This is a genomic window from Vibrio zhanjiangensis (assembly GCF_030161235.1).
In the GTDB taxonomy this organism is placed as follows: Bacteria; Pseudomonadota; Gammaproteobacteria; order Enterobacterales; family Vibrionaceae; genus Vibrio; species Vibrio zhanjiangensis.
The window spans coordinates 31,721-48,133 of record NZ_BSPW01000005.1 but is presented as its reverse complement, the minus strand read 5'-3'; the positions used below and the strand labels follow the sequence as shown (position 1 = coordinate 48,133).

General features: G+C 42.5%; 14 protein-coding genes. 9 read left to right on the top strand and 5 right to left on the bottom strand.

Annotated features, from left to right (window positions below):
- Positions 1-52: 52 nt before the first annotated feature.
- The gene (locus tag QQK21_RS01260) at positions 53-700 is read right to left on the bottom strand and encodes a thiopurine S-methyltransferase (protein ID WP_284190390.1); all 648 of its coding nucleotides are present in this window, start codon (positions 698-700) and stop codon (positions 53-55) included.
- A 314-nt stretch (positions 701-1,014) separates the two neighbouring features.
- Between QQK21_RS01260 and QQK21_RS01255 the strand changes: the two genes are divergently transcribed.
- The 3 genes from QQK21_RS01255 to QQK21_RS01245 all read left to right on the top strand — a co-directional run bounded on the left by QQK21_RS01255 (position 1,015) and on the right by QQK21_RS01245 (position 3,446).
- Complete coding sequence (locus tag QQK21_RS01255; RefSeq protein ID WP_284190389.1) at positions 1,015-1,788, top strand: nucleotidyltransferase family protein; 774 nt, start codon at positions 1,015-1,017, stop codon at positions 1,786-1,788.
- 45 nt (positions 1,789-1,833) lie between these two features.
- On the top strand, positions 1,834-2,301 hold the full coding sequence (locus QQK21_RS01250; RefSeq protein WP_284190388.1) for an ASCH domain-containing protein: 468 nt from the start codon (positions 1,834-1,836) through the stop codon (positions 2,299-2,301).
- A 146-nt stretch (positions 2,302-2,447) separates the two neighbouring features.
- Positions 2,448-3,446, top strand: a complete 999-nt coding sequence (locus tag QQK21_RS01245; protein ID WP_284190387.1) for a DUF3187 family protein — start codon at positions 2,448-2,450, stop codon at positions 3,444-3,446.
- Here QQK21_RS01245 and QQK21_RS01240 read toward each other — a convergent pair.
- Complete coding sequence (locus QQK21_RS01240) at positions 3,443-4,186, bottom strand: sporulation protein (RefSeq protein WP_284190386.1); 744 nt, start codon at positions 4,184-4,186, stop codon at positions 3,443-3,445. The two genes, QQK21_RS01245 and QQK21_RS01240, sit on opposite strands and share 4 nt — an antisense overlap.
- Positions 4,187-4,355: 169 nt before the next feature.
- Between QQK21_RS01240 and hutC the strand changes: the two genes are divergently transcribed.
- The 5 genes from hutC to hutH all read left to right on the top strand — a co-directional run bounded on the left by hutC (position 4,356) and on the right by hutH (position 10,754).
- Positions 4,356-5,069 carry a histidine utilization transcriptional repressor HutC gene (gene hutC / locus QQK21_RS01235; RefSeq protein WP_284190385.1) on the top strand — a complete coding sequence of 238 codons (714 nt, stop codon included), beginning with the start codon at positions 4,356-4,358 and terminating at the stop codon, positions 5,067-5,069.
- A gap of 102 nt (positions 5,070-5,171) precedes the next feature.
- On the top strand, positions 5,172-6,413 hold the full coding sequence (gene hutI, locus QQK21_RS01230) for an imidazolonepropionase (protein ID WP_284190384.1): 1,242 nt from the start codon (positions 5,172-5,174) through the stop codon (positions 6,411-6,413).
- Entirely contained in the window at positions 6,406-7,404 is a 999-nt protein-coding gene (gene hutG / locus QQK21_RS01225) for a formimidoylglutamase (RefSeq protein ID WP_284190383.1), read from the top strand. Before hutI ends, hutG begins: the two co-directional genes overlap by 8 nt.
- A 92-nt stretch (positions 7,405-7,496) precedes the next feature.
- Positions 7,497-9,194 (top strand): urocanate hydratase, encoded by a 1,698-nt coding sequence (hutU, locus tag QQK21_RS01220; protein ID WP_284190382.1) that lies wholly within the window; start codon positions 7,497-7,499, stop codon positions 9,192-9,194.
- Positions 9,195-9,221: 27 nt separating this feature from the next.
- Positions 9,222-10,754, top strand: a complete 1,533-nt coding sequence (hutH, locus tag QQK21_RS01215) for a histidine ammonia-lyase (protein WP_284190381.1) — start codon at positions 9,222-9,224, stop codon at positions 10,752-10,754.
- A 52-nt stretch (positions 10,755-10,806) separates the two neighbouring features.
- On the opposite strand, the gene QQK21_RS01210 is transcribed toward hutH, so the two are convergent.
- Positions 10,807-11,652: an ADP-ribosyltransferase gene (locus tag QQK21_RS01210; protein ID WP_284190380.1), complete on the bottom strand. Its 846-nt coding sequence runs from the start codon at positions 11,650-11,652 to the stop codon at positions 10,807-10,809.
- An 18-nt stretch (positions 11,653-11,670) separates the two neighbouring features.
- On the bottom strand, positions 11,671-14,316 hold the full coding sequence (locus QQK21_RS01205) for a hypothetical protein (RefSeq protein WP_284190379.1): 2,646 nt from the start codon (positions 14,314-14,316) through the stop codon (positions 11,671-11,673).
- An 849-nt stretch (positions 14,317-15,165) separates the two neighbouring features.
- Here QQK21_RS01205 and QQK21_RS01200 point away from each other — a divergent pair.
- Positions 15,166-15,891 (top strand): DUF3581 domain-containing protein, encoded by a 726-nt coding sequence (locus tag QQK21_RS01200; RefSeq protein ID WP_284190378.1) that lies wholly within the window; start codon positions 15,166-15,168, stop codon positions 15,889-15,891.
- Between the two features lie 42 nt (positions 15,892-15,933).
- On the opposite strand, the gene QQK21_RS01195 is transcribed toward QQK21_RS01200, so the two are convergent.
- The gene (locus QQK21_RS01195; protein WP_284190377.1) at positions 15,934-16,395 is read right to left on the bottom strand and encodes a methyltransferase family protein; all 462 of its coding nucleotides are present in this window, start codon (positions 16,393-16,395) and stop codon (positions 15,934-15,936) included.
- Between the last annotated feature and the right edge of the window lie 18 nt (positions 16,396-16,413).

The following is a 16,413-nucleotide window of genomic DNA, read 5'->3' as shown; positions in this document are numbered from 1 at the left end:
TCCCAAAATGGGTCACTATATTCAGTGACCCACATAAATTAAGTTGTAATCGTTAACTTTCTAGCAAATAGACTTCTTCTGCAAACTTAGAGAGGCCATATTTTATAACTCGAGGATGAGATTGATCAGCCTCATCACGATGTAGCTTCGATATTTTATATTCAGGGAACAGCCTATTGACTTCGTTTTCTGTTACCGAAAACGGAGGACCAGCCATCTCTTCTTGGTGATATTCTGTAGTGATAAGCAAAATGCGCCCTCCAGAATTTAGTAACTCTTTGATTCGTCGTGCATAATCACACCTCATGGGCTCAGGCAATGCCACCAAAGCCGCCCGATCATAAACTAAATCGACAGACTCCAAAGGTGCGGTAAAAATATCCCCAGTATAAATGGATATCTCATCAAACTGGTGCAAGTCATGTTGACCCGTTACCGAAGTCACCATAGGAGTGTAAAAGTGCTCGGCAAAAAAAGAGCGAACGGCAATCTCACTTAATTCAACGCCTTGTACATGTTCATGCTTTGATGCAAGCCAAATCAGGTCCTCAGTTTTCCCACATAAGGGAACAAAGACCTTATCTTCGCGATCGGGATTGGTCTCAGACCAAAACTCTATCAGTAATGGATTGACATCATCAAGGTGAAAACCAATTTTATTTGCCGCCCAGCGACTATGCCAAAACTCGGGATCTTTCATCTTGTTACTCTTTTTCATTTTGGAGATCTCTAGCGTATCTGAATCGCTGATTGAGTGGTATCTCTTTAGCTGCAAAATTCGTTCAGATTAGGTTCAGGTTAGAAGCTTATAATTGTCGCTAGTGAATAAGAAACATGTGTGTAAGTAAATCATATTTAATGAGATTTACTTCAAATAATGGCATTGATCTTTTTGTATAGGTTGTTTTTGTTTCAATCCCACCACATGTAAAGAGATGAGATAAGTACTTCTTGGTGACTGAGCTTTTACCCCACCCTTTAAATCCCAAGAAGCGATAAATCTAAGGAGAGTAAATGAGCTTATTTTTGCGAACCACTGCACTTATGCTTTTGCTGCTCGGCCGCGCGCCCGCTTTCGCTGCGATACAAACGTCACCCAATGGCGAAGGAAACTGCCCTACAGACCAAAATCAAGTTTGCTCTAAAGCGTTCAAACATAATCTCAGTGGTTTATATAGTGTTCAAACAACCTCAGCCAATCCCATCCAACCCTATTCTGATTTCGATGTGCTTTATAGCAAAGCCCACCAAGCTCAAGCAGAGCTTGAATTGATCTGCAAAAGTACGGCTATGCTGACATCAACTCAAGCGTATTTTTCAGGTATAAAATCTTCTCAACGCGCAAGTGAAAAAATAGCTCATGAGCTTGATGGTCAAGTGGAGCGGATAACAGACCTTGCCAGAGCGACACTGGTAGCAAACGATATCGAAGGCTTAATGTCTATTTATGAAGTACTTAATCGCGAAACAACCATAGTCAAAGTAAAAAACCGCTTTAAAAAACCAACGGCTTCAGGCTATCGCGATCTCAATCTGCTTGTGCAGCTACCTAAAACCAATTTAGTGGCAGAGGTACAGCTACATCTTAAAGCCATTGCTGATGTAAAAAATGGTCCCGAGCATGACTTATATGAACGAATCCAAACTATTGAACGTCAAGCAGCAGCGCAACGTCGCAGCCTAAGCGAGTTTGAATTGGCTCAAGTTCGTTCTATGCGTATGGAATCAAAAGCACTCTATCAAGACGCATGGCAGCCATACATCACGACACATCTAAGTGCAGCCTAACTTCATCGTTCTCCAGCCCCAGAGGCTGGAGATAAGGAAAAAGATATGACACCACCACAACTCGCATTTTTGAATCAATACCTAGACTCTTTACCTTTGGAGCAACGTCAGGACATCACAAACCCAATTGCTGAACATTTTTGCAGCGATGAATTTAATGCGAATCGATGTGCCAAGCTTATAAACCAAGGCATAAAACAAGCCTCTTGCAGTCTCAAAGAGGCTTATGACATCGAAAACGAACCTCTGCCCGAAGTGGGCCGGTTAAGTGTCGTCCTAAATTGGAATCAAGAGCCAGTATGTATTATCAGGCTCAACAAGGTGTGCATTTGTCCATTCAATAAAGTGACCGAAGAATTTGCCCGTTTGGAAGGAGAAGGCGACTTAAGTTACCAATGGTGGCGCGATGCGCATATAAAATTTTTCACCAACTATGCCAATGAAGTCGGTGCGACATTTAATTTGGATTCAGAACTCGTGTTAGAGCACTTTGAAAAAGTCTATCCTTTATAAGATGTTTACTTTTCCACATCTCCAAAATTTTGCTCATATTTGGAGATTTTGGAACCTTACTGGTTAATGACAAGAAACCCAAGAAGGAAAACACTGGAAACCTAAACTAACCTTATATCAGTATTATAAGAATTAGAATAGGCACTATGAATGGCATAAAAACACTTTGCTTTTTTATTTTTGCATTACCTACATTTTTGGTGTGTGCCGCGAAGCTTAACGATTATGGGCCGGCACAAAGTTACACCCAATCACCCTTTCATACCAACAGTTTATCACCGCAACTTCGTTCTGGTTTCTCAATGGATGAAAACCAGTTAGAAGCGTTTGGAACAGGAACCATTTCTAGTATCTGGGCGGTTACCCCAGATTATGAGCTTGATTACTATCAAAACCAAATAGCCGTGGGGAGTCGATGGCAATTGCACCAAGACTGGCAACTCGAATTAAACTATCGGTGGAACTATGCTGGTAACAACCATTTAGACCAACTCACTATCTCATTTCATGACTGGTTCAATATCGACCAGAATGGACGAGAGGATGTAGCCAAAAACCGATTTATTATTGATATCCCAGAATATGGTATTGATCTCGAAAATTTCCGTGGTGAAAGTCTTAGCCATGCACTAACCAGTTATTTACAGTATCAAGTCGTCACCAAAGAGCATCATGGTTTATCGATTGGGTTATCCGTGTATTACAATAATACGAACAGCGGTATTTTCGCCTCTTCTGAATTTGAGCAAGGTATTCAAATCAACTACGGATATCGCCGGAATAAGCATTCACTGGATGCAATTGTGGCATTAACTTTCCGAAATACGCCAACGGTGTTTAAAGATATGCCCTATCGTTCGAGCACTTGGACGGTTGGAAGCAGTTACCGCTATCAGCTTTTTGAAAGACATCACTTGATAGGACAACTTGCTGTGCACGAGGGGGTATCAAGTGGTGAGGATGAGTTTTCTAAACCTTCGACTGAATTTACCTTTGGCTATCGTTACCTGCTTGACAGCTCAGCAATAGAGCTGACAATAATCGAAAATATGTTTAATGCAGATAACAGTACCGATATAGCATTTGGTATTGGCTATCGATACCGTTTTGGCTCACAAAGCGAGAGAGATTCTCAACAACCCTAGACCGACAAAATTTGAGTTAATGCTGAGCGTATTTCTGCATCATTTGCATCCTTGTGTAATGAGAAAGAGATGTATTGATCCCCTCTAAAACTCATGGCTCTATCTACCTCGGCCAAACAGTGAACGGTATCAGCATCCAAGATAAAGGACAACTCGATTTCTTTTTTATTAAGTAGGCTATTATTTATAAACTCAATCTCTTGATAACACCCAGACTTTGATGAAAAGCTACCACCGTTCAAGTAACCTTTTTCAACGTCCGCTTTAGTCATAGTAAAGCCAGAACTTTCAATGGCTGAAATAAGCTTTGCAACGACAGGTAGAGGCTTTATTTCAACGAAATCTCGATCTTTAGGGTCAATAGCAAAGTCAATATCAAGACTTGTTTCTAGCCATACATGACATTGATTTTTCCGTGCTTTTAGAGCTGTAATTGGCGTTTCTGGGTCGAGTTTGAATTGAAACGGCACTTGTTTTATTGCACCAGCCTCAATCGTAAAAGGCTGTACAGCTTCCAATGTACCTAGAACAAATGGCTGGTAACGAGTACCGCTGTCCCCTTCTATTTTCACTTCTGTACAAAGCTTCAAGTTAATTGCATCAACTTGTTGGGCAACATCACCCCCTTGAATGTTTACACTACCTTGCAGTGTGTCCCCTTGTATATACGAAACGCTATCGAGTACCGTATCCACTTGTGCAGCCCCAATACCTAATGATGCTTTCAACTGACCAAACATAGTTTTACCTTCTTATAATCTTGATATTGCTTGATTATCCTGCTTCAAAACTCATCCGCAAGTGATTTATTTAACTAAAACATCAGCAAGCTGGCAATAATCCAGTGTTGCAATTTAGTCAAAAATAAATCAACATTTGTATAGTCAAATAATCATTCAATAAGCAACCATGAGCCAATCCCCTTTATATCTGCAAATAAAGCGTTATATTATTGATAATATCGAGTCTGCTAAGTGGCCTATCGGACATCGTATTCCAACAGAATTAGAACTGACCGAACAGTTCAAAGTAAGCCGTATGACGGTCAATAAAGCGGTGAGAGATCTTGTTGCTGAAGGAAAACTTTCCAGAAAACCGAGGCTTGGTACTTTCGTCTGTATCGCCGACGACAAAGCAGAATCCCCGTTACTCGATATTCAGAATATTGCTGAAGAGGTGAGACTTCGTGGCAAAACTTACTCGAGTAAAGTGATCAAACAAATCGCCTTACGAGCAGATGATTCAATCGCAACTAAACTTGGAATAATGTTGGGAAGCCCAATTTTTTATAGCGAAATCATTCATTTGGAAGACAACTTCCCGATTCAATATGAACTACGTTGGGTCAATAGTCTTTACATACCGGGCTATCTCGATCAAGATTTTAGCCAAATCACCCCCAACCAATATCTTTCTGATAATTGCCCGTTAAGTGCAATAGAACACACTGTCGAAGCGGTTGCCGCAGATGATACCGTTCGCAGCGCCTTAAAAATGGGACTTAATGAGCCTTGTTTGTTACTCAATCGTAGAACTTGGAGTGAGGATAAACTCGTAAGCTCCGCACTTTTATATCATCCAGGTACACGCTATAAATTGAGCTCTAAAATCTTACTTACATAACAAAATAAAACTCTTCTGATCACAATTTATCAACAATGTTCTTGATCAAATTCTCGGTCTGAATGAATATTTGTATATACATTTGTGATTATGGACAACAGCATGATAGATGGTAACGGTAATTCAACTTCTTACAGTCAAAAACAAGAGTTGCTACTGACCAACGCCAGAATCGTTACCATGGTTTCCGGCAGTCAAGGATACTTAGTTTCCCAGCCGACAGATTTGTATGTTAAAGCAGGAAAACTTCACGCTTTGCCAAATCAACTTCCCGCAGATACACCGATTTACGACTGTAAGTACAAACTCGTTACGCCCGGATTTATTGATTGCCACACACATCTCGTCTATGCAGGCAATCGAGCCAATGAGTTTGAGATGCGTCTAAATGGTATGCCCTACTCGGAAATTGCTAGACAAGGGGGCGGTATTCTCGCTACCGTTAAGGCAACAAGAGCGGCCACCCAAAATGAATTGGTGGAATACGCACTACCTCGCCTTGATGGACTGATTCGCTCTGGCGTCACCACGGTTGAAATCAAGTCAGGCTATGGACTGACCTTAAAAGACGAAATTAAAATGTTGCGCGCGGCTAAAGCGTTGCAAGACAGAAGAAAAGTTAACGTTGTTACGACATTGCTTGCCGCACATGCAGTCCCTCCTGAATATCAAGGCAAATCAGATGACTACATTCGACTGATATGCGAGGAAATAATTCCGATGGTTGCTGAAGAAAGGCTTGCGTCTAGTGTTGATGTCTTTTGTGAGTCGATTGGCTTTAACTTGCAGCAAACAGAAAAAGTTTTCATCACCGCCAAACAATACGGCCTAAATGTTAAGGGCCATACTGAGCAGCTATCAAATTTAGGCGGGACAGCCCTAACCGCTAAGTACAAAGGACTTTCAGCGGATCATATTGAATATTTAGATGGGGAAGGCGTTAGCGCCTTAGCAAACTCTGATACTGTGGCGACCTTACTACCTGGTGCCTTTTACTTTCTAAAAGAAACTCAGCTCCCTCCAATCAAACTGCTGCGTCAACGTAAGATACCCATGGCAATCGCAACGGATGTGAACCCAGGCACCTCACCTTTCTCAGATTTGACTATGATGATGAATATGAGCTGCACACTTTTTGGACTGACACCTGAAGAAGCACTACGTGGCGTTACCTGTCATGCAGCAAAAGCGCTTGGACTGGCAAAAGTTAAAGGCCAAATCCAACATGGCTTTGACGCAGATCTCGCTATTTGGGACGTAGAACATCCGGCAGACTTTAGCTATCAGCAGGGCATCGCGAGACTAACAGCTCGAGTAGTAAATGGAGAAGTTGAACATGTCTAAACTACCGACAACGAATCAAGATTTTCATTGGCAAGGGCGTCACGACCAAGAAGATGGTGCCTTGGGTAAACGTGTTCATCACATCATTAAACAACTTCAAGTCAAAGATCTTGAACCGTATCATAATGCAGTCAGTATATTGGGCTTTGCTTGTGACGCTGGTGTTGCACGTAATAAAGGACGAATAGGTGCGAGGAAAGCGCCTGATTTAATTCGGCGTGCATTGGCGAATATGGCGTGGCATAAGGAAAGTGTCGTCATTGATCTGGGCAACATAGTCTGTGAAGACGATTTGCTTGAACAACATCAATCTCACTGCGCTGACGTTATTGCAGCAGCTCTGCATTCCACTCCAGTCATCACTTTGGGTGGTGGCCATGAAGTAGCCTGGGCATCTTTTCTAGGGCTAGCACGCTATTTTGAATATCTCAACCCCGCTAAAGCACCCAAAATTGGCATTATTAACTTCGATGCGCACTTCGATTTACGCGCATTTGAAAGCAGCAATGCGGATGTCAAACCGAGCTCTGGAACGCCTTTTAATCAAATACATGATTATTGCCTCAAACACGATTGGCCATTTCACTATGCCTGCTTGGGGGTCAGTCGTGCAAGCAACACCCAAGCGTTATTTGAACGCGCTAAAGACCTCAACGTGTGGTTTGTCGAAGATAAAGACTTAGCGCATCTAAATCATATCTATCATCTCACACAACTACAGCATTTTATTGATAAATGCGACTACATCTATCTTACCATAGATCTCGACGTATTCCCCGCCTCAACAGCACCTGGCGTTAGTGCTCCAGCAGCAAGAGGGGTCAGCATGGATACGATAGCGTTATTTTTGGACAGGATTTTACATTACAAACAAAAGTTGGTCATTGCAGATATTGCCGAATACAACCCAACTTACGACGTCGACAGCCAAACTGCACGACTTGCTGCCAGACTCTGTTGGGACATAGCGAACGCTTTCTCAGAAAAATAACCTACAACGATACCGCGGCATCACTAACGCAGAAGCATTGCTTTTGCGTCAACCGCATTCACCTTGATAACGTGAAAACAAGGAGTTAACTCATGACGGAACGTCAAGCAGAAAATATTCGCCTCGATACTAGCCGTACGATCCACGCCCCTCAAGGGACAAAATTAAGAGCGAAGTCATGGCTAACAGAGGCGCCACTTCGTATGTTAATGAACAACTTAGATCCTGATGTTGCTGAACATCCTCATGCACTGGTTGTATACGGCGGAATTGGACGTGCCGCTCGAAATTGGGAATGTTTCGACAAAATCGTAGAAGTTCTTGAAAGACTGGAAGACGATCAGACATTACTTGTTCAATCAGGCAAGCCTGTCGGGGTTTTTCCAACCCACAAGAATGCGCCAAGAGTATTAATTGCCAACTCAAATATCGTCCCTCACTGGGCCAACTGGGAGCATTTTAACGAATTGGATAAACAAGGTCTTATGATGTACGGGCAAATGACCGCAGGGAGCTGGATCTATATCGGCTCACAAGGCATTGTCCAAGGTACTTACGAAACCTTTGTCTCGGTTGCGAAAAAAAATTTTGCTGGTGAGACCAAAAACCGCTGGGTTCTAACAGGTGGCCTTGGAGGGATGGGAGGCGCACAGCCTTTGGCAGCAACTATGGCTGGATTCTCGATGATTGCAGTTGAATGCGATGAATCGCGTATAGATTATCGCTTACGTACTGGCTACGTCGATAAAAAAGCCACAAGCCTAGATGAAGCCCTCGCAATGATTTATGAATCAGATGAGCCTATTTCTGTAGGTCTGCACGCTAATGCTGCTGACGTATTCCCAGAGCTTGTAGAACGAAACATAACCCCTGACGTCGTCACCGATCAAACATCTGCCCACGACCCACTCAATGGATATTTGCCCATTGGTTGGTCGATGAAGCATGCTGAAGAAATGCGGCAACAAGATCCCGCGGCTGTGGTGAAAGCGGCAAAAGAGTCCATGGCCATCCAAGTTAGAGCAATGCTCGAACTTCAGACACGTGGCGCCGCGACTCTTGATTATGGTAACAATATTCGTCAAATGGCTCTTGAAGAAGGCGTTGAGAATGCCTTTGACTTTCCGGGTTTTGTTCCCGCCTACATTCGCCCTTTATTCTGCCAAGGTATTGGGCCATTTCGCTGGGCTGCCCTATCAGGAGATCCCGAAGACATCTATAAAACCGATCAAAAAGTCAAAGAGCTGATTCCAGATAATCCCCACCTTCACAACTGGTTAGATATGGCCCGTGAACGTATCCAGTTCCAAGGTTTACCCGCCCGCATTTGTTGGGTTGGTCTTAAAGATCGTGAGCGCTTGGGTCAAGCCTTCAATGAAATGGTAAAAAATGGCGAACTCAAGGCTCCGATCGTCATTGGAAGAGATCATTTAGACTCCGGCTCCGTTGCCAGCCCGAATAGAGAAACTGAGGGAATGCTGGATGGCTCTGATGCAGTATCAGACTGGCCATTGCTCAACGCGCTGCTCAATACTGCTGGTGGCGCAACATGGGTATCCCTACATCATGGTGGAGGTGTTGGTATGGGCTTTTCGCAACACTCTGGAATGGTCATCTGCTGCGATGGTACCGATGACGCGTCACAACGTATAGCTCGGGTTCTGCATAACGATCCCGCCACAGGTGTGATGCGTCACGCCGATGCTGGTTATGACATTGCCAAACAATGCGCTGCAGAGCAAGGCTTAGACCTTCCGATGCTCAATGAAGAACTCAGCAAAATTAAGTAATCAAGGTTGATGCAAGGAAAAATAAAGATGTTCACTTTAACGCTAAAACCAGGAAATGTTAGTTTAAAACAACTGCGTGAGGTAAGTCGCTCCGCCGTCGAACTTTCACTTGATCCAGAGGCAATTCCTGCGATTAACGAAAGCACAAAAATTGTTCAGCAAGTCATTGCAGAAAATCGCACCGTCTATGGTATTAATACAGGATTTGGGCTACTTGCAAATACTCGCATTGCACCAGAAGATCTTGAAACACTTCAAAAAAGCATTGTTCTCTCGCACGCTGCTGGTATCGGTGAATTGATGTCGGATGAAACCGTAAGACTTATGATGTTACTTAAAGTAAACAGTCTCGCGAGAGGGTTTTCAGGGATACGCCTATCTGTCATACAGGCCTTGATAGATCTCATCAATGCTGAGGTTTATCCGTGTGTACCTAAAAAAGGGTCAGTCGGTGCTTCTGGAGACTTAGCACCTTTAGCCCATATGAGCACCGTACTATTGGGAGAAGGACAAGCGCGGCACAAAGGCAAAATAATCTCAGGTTTGGAGGCAATGAAAGTAGCCGGTCTTACGCCCATCACTCTGGCTCCCAAGGAAGGTCTGGCATTATTAAACGGCACCCAAGCTTCAACGGCTTTTGCTCTAGAGGGACTGTTTGCGGCTGAAGATTTATTTGCATCTGCAATCACATGCGGTGCTATGTCAGTTGAAGCTGCGCTAGGAAGTCGCCGTCCGTTTGACCCACGTATTCATCGAGTACGAGGACACCGTGGACAAATGGATGCGGCACTTGCATACCGTGAACTGCTCGATGCAAAAAGCGAAATTGGTGACTCTCATACTGGCTGTGAAAAAGTACAAGACCCCTATTCACTTCGTTGTCAACCACAGGTTATGGGCGCTTGCTTGCAACAGATCCGAAATGCAGCAGATATTCTAGAGGTTGAAGCAAATTCAGTCTCTGATAATCCATTGGTTTTTGCCGATGATGGCGACATCATATCGGGTGGAAATTTTCATGCTGAGCCAGTTGCCATGGCAGCAGACAATCTCGCTCTTGCCATTGCCGAAATTGGCAGCTTGTCTGAACGACGCATGGCCTTGCTCATTGATAGCGCGCTCAGTAAGTTACCTCCTTTCCTTGTCGACAACGGAGGTGTCAACTCAGGTTTTATGATCGCGCAGGTCACTTCAGCTGCATTAGCCAGTGAAAACAAAACGTTAGCTCATCCTGCGTCTGTTGACAGCTTGCCCACGTCAGCAAACCAAGAAGATCATGTTTCTATGGCAACCTTTGCAGGTCGACGCCTAGGTGATATGGCAGAAAACACACGAGGCATATTAGCCGTTGAATATCTTGCAGCAGCTCAAGGACTTGATTTCAGAGCACCGCATAAATCATCAGAGAAAGTTGAACAAGCGAAACACATCTTACGCGAAAAAGTGTCTTTTTATGATAAGGACCGCTACTTTGCGCCAGATATTGAGCAAGCAAACCACCTTCTGAAACTTGCTGTTCACAATCACTTACTGCCCGACAGTATTTTGCCTAGCGTATAATAATTCACCGATAAATGGCCATCGGCTGAGCAATTTGCTCAGCCGATTATTATTACAAACAGCGCAATGCTGAACGAGAACGAACCGCTACCTCTTCACCACTATAACTATCATAAACATGAATATCTGGATCTGCACTTACATATTTAGCCGGGTTTTTCACCTCTCTAAGCTTGATAAAGTTCTGGTTGGCTGAAACACGCTCAATAGCCTCTACTCGAAAATAAGTATTGGGCTTGGCCATCACTTCCGCTTCATAGTCTTTAAATGTGTAGGCATTGATAGCACGACCTGACGATTTGAGTTCGATTTTAAATTGAGCAGCCGAGCGACCTTCAATGGCTCCTGCAGAAGAAAAGTTAAACGCAACATTTGGTATGGTTGAGGTCGACAAAAATGCTCTTTCATAGAGAATATCTCCAATATTCAGTCTATCTAACAAGCTATTCTTAATTGACGAACCACGGTAAACCGTACCTTTGTAGTTTGGCAATTTATTGAGTGCGCTACGGATATTGGACACACTCGACTTGATGGAGTCATCAAACATAGGTCCCAAATAACGCTCAGGCTCTCCCTTTCTCATATACTCATTAATCACATCGTAATCAACTCGGCCATAACGCTTGATTGAACTGTATTCGGCAGGCAGCATTTTCCTTTCTGCTTTAGCGTTGTGAGCAATCGACCACTGCATTAAGTCTTGAGCTTGTTGCCGCACTTCTACCTCGGTTAACTTACGGCCTTTAAACTCGGTAAAATCTTCTGCAGCCACAGCGCTTTGCCATGAAAATGAGAATAACAAAGCAAATAGGAGTGTTTTTAAATTGGATGCTAGCCTATTTAGATATAAACGTGTAAATGTAGAAGGTATGTTGAAATCCTTAATTGTATCCATAACTTTATTCATCCTCTTCTAGCGCCAATATTCGGGGTTGGTTGAGCTAAGTTCACAACCGATATTGAGTTCATTTTGTTTCATTACGGAAAAGCGAATCGTGCTAAATAATTTGAACTGTTGACGAGTAAGGCTATCGAACCACTCATAAAAAGGAGTAAGCCAGTACAAGCCTTCGTCTGCCGAGACTTGCATTAAAGCATCTTTAAGTGGTGGATAAACAATCAAACAACTCCGGCCCGGCATATCAGTAAACTTGGTATTAACTTGCATTAACCTGTCAATTTTATTTCCTAGCTCTGAATTTGAGTCAAACAAAGCATCAATAGAAAAATGCAAACGAGTGTCATAACTCATCTCATCATAATCGCTGGTAGTGTAGTAATAACTTTGACTCTCATTATCCATATTCTGATGCGTATCCAACGTCATGTAACGTAGAAGGTGAGCCGGAAGTGGTTCAGAGAAGAGACCCGTTACGCCCAGTTCTTGGGGTGAATAGTGACCAGATGACGTATTCTGTGCGTGAACAATAGCAATATAGCGCTGGAAGTCACCAATCTGACTATTTAGCCATTCCTCATCGTGCAGTTTGGCTGTATTGGTCGCCTCAGCAATTTGTGCTTTGACTATTCCTTTCGCAAGAGGAAGTGCCGATGCTAAATTGGTGATATCGAGATTCGAGTTCCTAAGCGCAGAAGCAATCAACGGTGCGTGTTTATCTAGATCAAAACTATCAGGATAAATATAGCTATAAAATCCCTTGAGATGATTGGCTTGCCACTCACTTTCCAAAGCTGCTGGAATGAGGCTTTTAAGCTTGTTCATTCGCTTATTGTGCACATAGTAACCATCGTCTTTGTTTTTTGCATACCAGCTTGCTATCTGGTGTAAAGAGGAGTCTCTTGAAAGGTGTTCTTTGTTCAAATACTCTTCAGACCATCCTGCACACCCATTTCCTCCCCCACACTCAGGCTCTATTGCTGATGATGAGTCAAACAACCAGCGTAACACTTGCGCTTTATCTTGGTGAGCTTTCTGAACAATTCGTTGTTTCTGCGAAAAATTCAGGATTTGCCGTTCAAGCCAGTTTTCTTCGCGCTGTGCATTCCAACCGTTTTCAATCAAGTTATCTAATGTGCTTTCAAAGACACGTGTTATCTCATCTTTATCTGGCATCAACATTGTCGATATCACGGCATCTTTTGATGAATCATATCTCTCAATTTCAGCAGGAATCCATGTGTATTGAGTGCAGCCTCTAAAGTTAGGGTCTCCTCCCAAAATACCTATCTTGGTACACTTTTGATAACCTTCCTGAAGCACAAAGTATTTTTGCCGACGCTCAGTTGTGGTCACAGGACGGCCAAAAATACTGCGAGACATCTCATCCATAGCCAAATAGTCTGCTTGCTCAATAAAGTAGTTATGAGCCGCCTCAACGGAACCTGACTCAAACACACTCTCTATCGCCTTTCGACCTTCAGAGCGCATTTGTTCAATTAAGCCTGCTTTTAGCTGTTCTAAGTTAACAGCTGCGGTCTCAACAATACTAATTTTGGCATTAAGAACTTGCTGATATAGGCGATGCAAAGATTGTCGAACCAATCCTTCGACGCTTTCACTACGTAGGCGATTGAGCAGACCAAGCGCAGAATCTAACTGACTTTGCTGGCAATGCTGTAGATTGGCAAGAGCACGACTGGCTTGCTGCGCGGACGGTATCAATGGTAGCGGCGCATTCATACCGTCTTGCTCTGGATAAAGGGCAAGCAATGTCTCGACTTCAGTGTGACATGATGATGCAAAATCCGCGGCAAAAAGCTTTTTCCCCGCTCTTTCCAGTGAGATCTTACTATATATCGACTTGTGCGTTTCCTCTTCTAATCCATCAATCAATGTTTCAGCCAACTTAGCTTGAGCTAACACTGACTCTTGGTAATATTGTTGGTATTTCAACGCTAGGTCTGTTGCGAAGCCTTTTGCTATTCCCTCAAGCATCGCTTGCTGGCCTCGAGACAAATCCGCCCAATGTTGTTTGTCCTTTTTGTCTTGTTGCGTAACAATATCGTTATGTACCTTGAAACTATAGTGTTCTCCAGCTGCGACCCTGTTCCAACGTGAGACCAGTATTTGACGATCGATTTCTCGTTCTGGCAGCTTGAGTACACCAAACCAATCAATGAGACTCATAACGGTTGTAAAGCGGTCATAGCTGGTATTCGTTTCGTCTTTAAACGACTGTGCAACATCGTTAGCCCATAAGCCAACCATAACGGCGTCACCCACTGGTCCCAGAACCTCGAGTGCTCCTTTTGCCGCACCTATAGTTGAACGACCTATTGTCTTTAACAAACCAGTTGCCTCTTCGGCTTCAAGAGTGATAGCACTGGATGGACCAGTTTCAAGCAATGATGAGGTCCGTGGGAATATATCTTCTGCTTCTGATAACGAAGGTTTAACATCCGATTTATGTAATGGGCTGGACGTAAATAATTCTTCTGGTGTTAAGTCCTCACTGAACCTTTGATAGTTCGATTTACGTATTTGATGCAGCTCATCACCTTCAAGTACCCCATATTCCTCTCCTATGGTGCAGACCTGAAAGGCGGTTGCATAGGAAGACGCGAAAGCACACAACAGTGCCAGTTGTCTCAACTTCATTTGATTTTCCTAACTAGATTTGAATAGATTTCTTCGCTCGCGCTAACAAATCAATCAGCTTCCTTACTGAAACTTCCCATAACAGACGAACTTATTGCGTTTGTATTAATTTCAAAAAAACAACAGAGTGCTTGAGAAGTAAAAAGGATCACGATGGGATATTGAGACACAAAAATGCCTAGAAAATTTTAATATTACAATGTGATACCTATTCAAAAATTTGTTATTTTGGCTAAGCTAAAGATGGTTTAAATAGTTGTTATGATTTATTTGATCCTCAAAATTTAATATCAAAGAAATATGAGATTTTCTTCAATTAATATTTATAGTCTTAGTATGTAGGTTTTATAAAATTCAGCTTAACTGAACTAATTTGGTAAGTTTATGATTTTCATACAGACGTACCGCCTCAAACAATCATCCGCAAATGCCTGTTATAAATAGCTTTTTCAAATGACCAATATATCAGCGCCATCACAAATCCAATTGAATTTAGCGAAATAAACGTTGAGAAAGTCTATACTTCTGTCTATATAAATTTGTGACTCATATGAACAACATTTGATTTATTAACTATCGAATTGCCCTCACATTTCATAAACTATTTAAATCAATTAACTTATAACACATTAATCAAAGGTATAATAAGTCACAAGTAATAATTATGTTTGATATTCTGCACATTTTTGAGAAAGTTTTTTCATAAGATTGGCAAAGAGCAACTTTTGTGCGGGTTGCTCCCTGTATCCCCAGATAGTGGTGTCACCAATGCAACCTGTCACTGGATGGACCATTGAACTGAAAACCTCATATATAATTCAACTCAGTTTTGGCTAATTAGCGTAAGTTATGTTTTTAGAACCCTATTTTTCTAGCAATGGCAATCAGTTCGAGTTTACCCGCCAACAGGCAAGTCATTTTGCCAAGGTAGTCGCTGGTGACTTCAATCCAATTCATGATGAAGATAACAAGCGCTTCTGTGTACCGGGAGATCTTCTATTCGCTGTACTGCTGAAAAAACAAGGTGTCAGCCAGAAAATGCGTTTTGATTTTTCAGGAATGGTCAGTGATGGCATCGCTCTGCATATCGAAAAAAAATGCGACAGGCAGGCAAGCGTGGTTGATGCTAATGGTAAAGAGTACTTGCAAATGGATCGTGAGGGGGAGATAAATCAAGACCCCGCTTTTGTTGAGCATGTGGTCACCAACTATGTTCAGTTTTCAGGAATGAACTTTCCCCATATCATGGTTCCACTCATGCAAGAACAACAAATGATGATCAATTGCCAACGACCATTAGTTATCTATGAAAGCATGGAAGTGGAATTCTCGCGTTTAGACATCTGCAACCCAGAAGTTGAATTTAATAGCGCAACTTTTGATGTTGACGGTAAGCGAGGTGTAGTTACGCTAAACTTTGACTTTAAACAAGGCGTTGACATTGTTGGGAAAGGGATAAAGAGAATGGTCGCTAGCGGCCTAAAAGAATACAGTCAAGACGATATCGATGGGCTAGTATCTCGTTTCAACGAACGTAAAAAAACCTTTCTAGCACAGCTCAACCAAGCAGCTTAAACGAGCAAAAGAAAAGTTCCACAAACATGTGGGACTTATCTTTTATATCCAACGCCTAACACGCTGCTTATAATCCACATAGGTTGCTCCAAATAACTCCTCTAAAGCCTCTTCCTCCGGCAAAATTTGAAATCGATTAATGTAGAATATAAAAGTAGATGTAATCAGCATACTTAAAATATTTTGCTGCCAATAAGCAAAACCAAACAGCAAAACGAACATACTTAAGTACATTGGATTTCTAGTAAACGAAAATACACCTGTATCAACAACCTTTGACGCTTGCTTTACCTGAATAGGATGAATAGTTGTCTTCGCTTTTCTAAACTCATAAACACCCGCAAAACCAATAAGTGCCGATACTACAAGGCACGCTATCAATACGATGTGAGCAAACGGCAAATGAACAGACAAGGTTTTAAATTCATTGCTGGTAAATTTAACCGCTAAACACAAAATGATAAAAACAAGTGGTGGAGGAAGCTTTCGTTCAAGACTTTTCATATTCCATACCGACCTGAC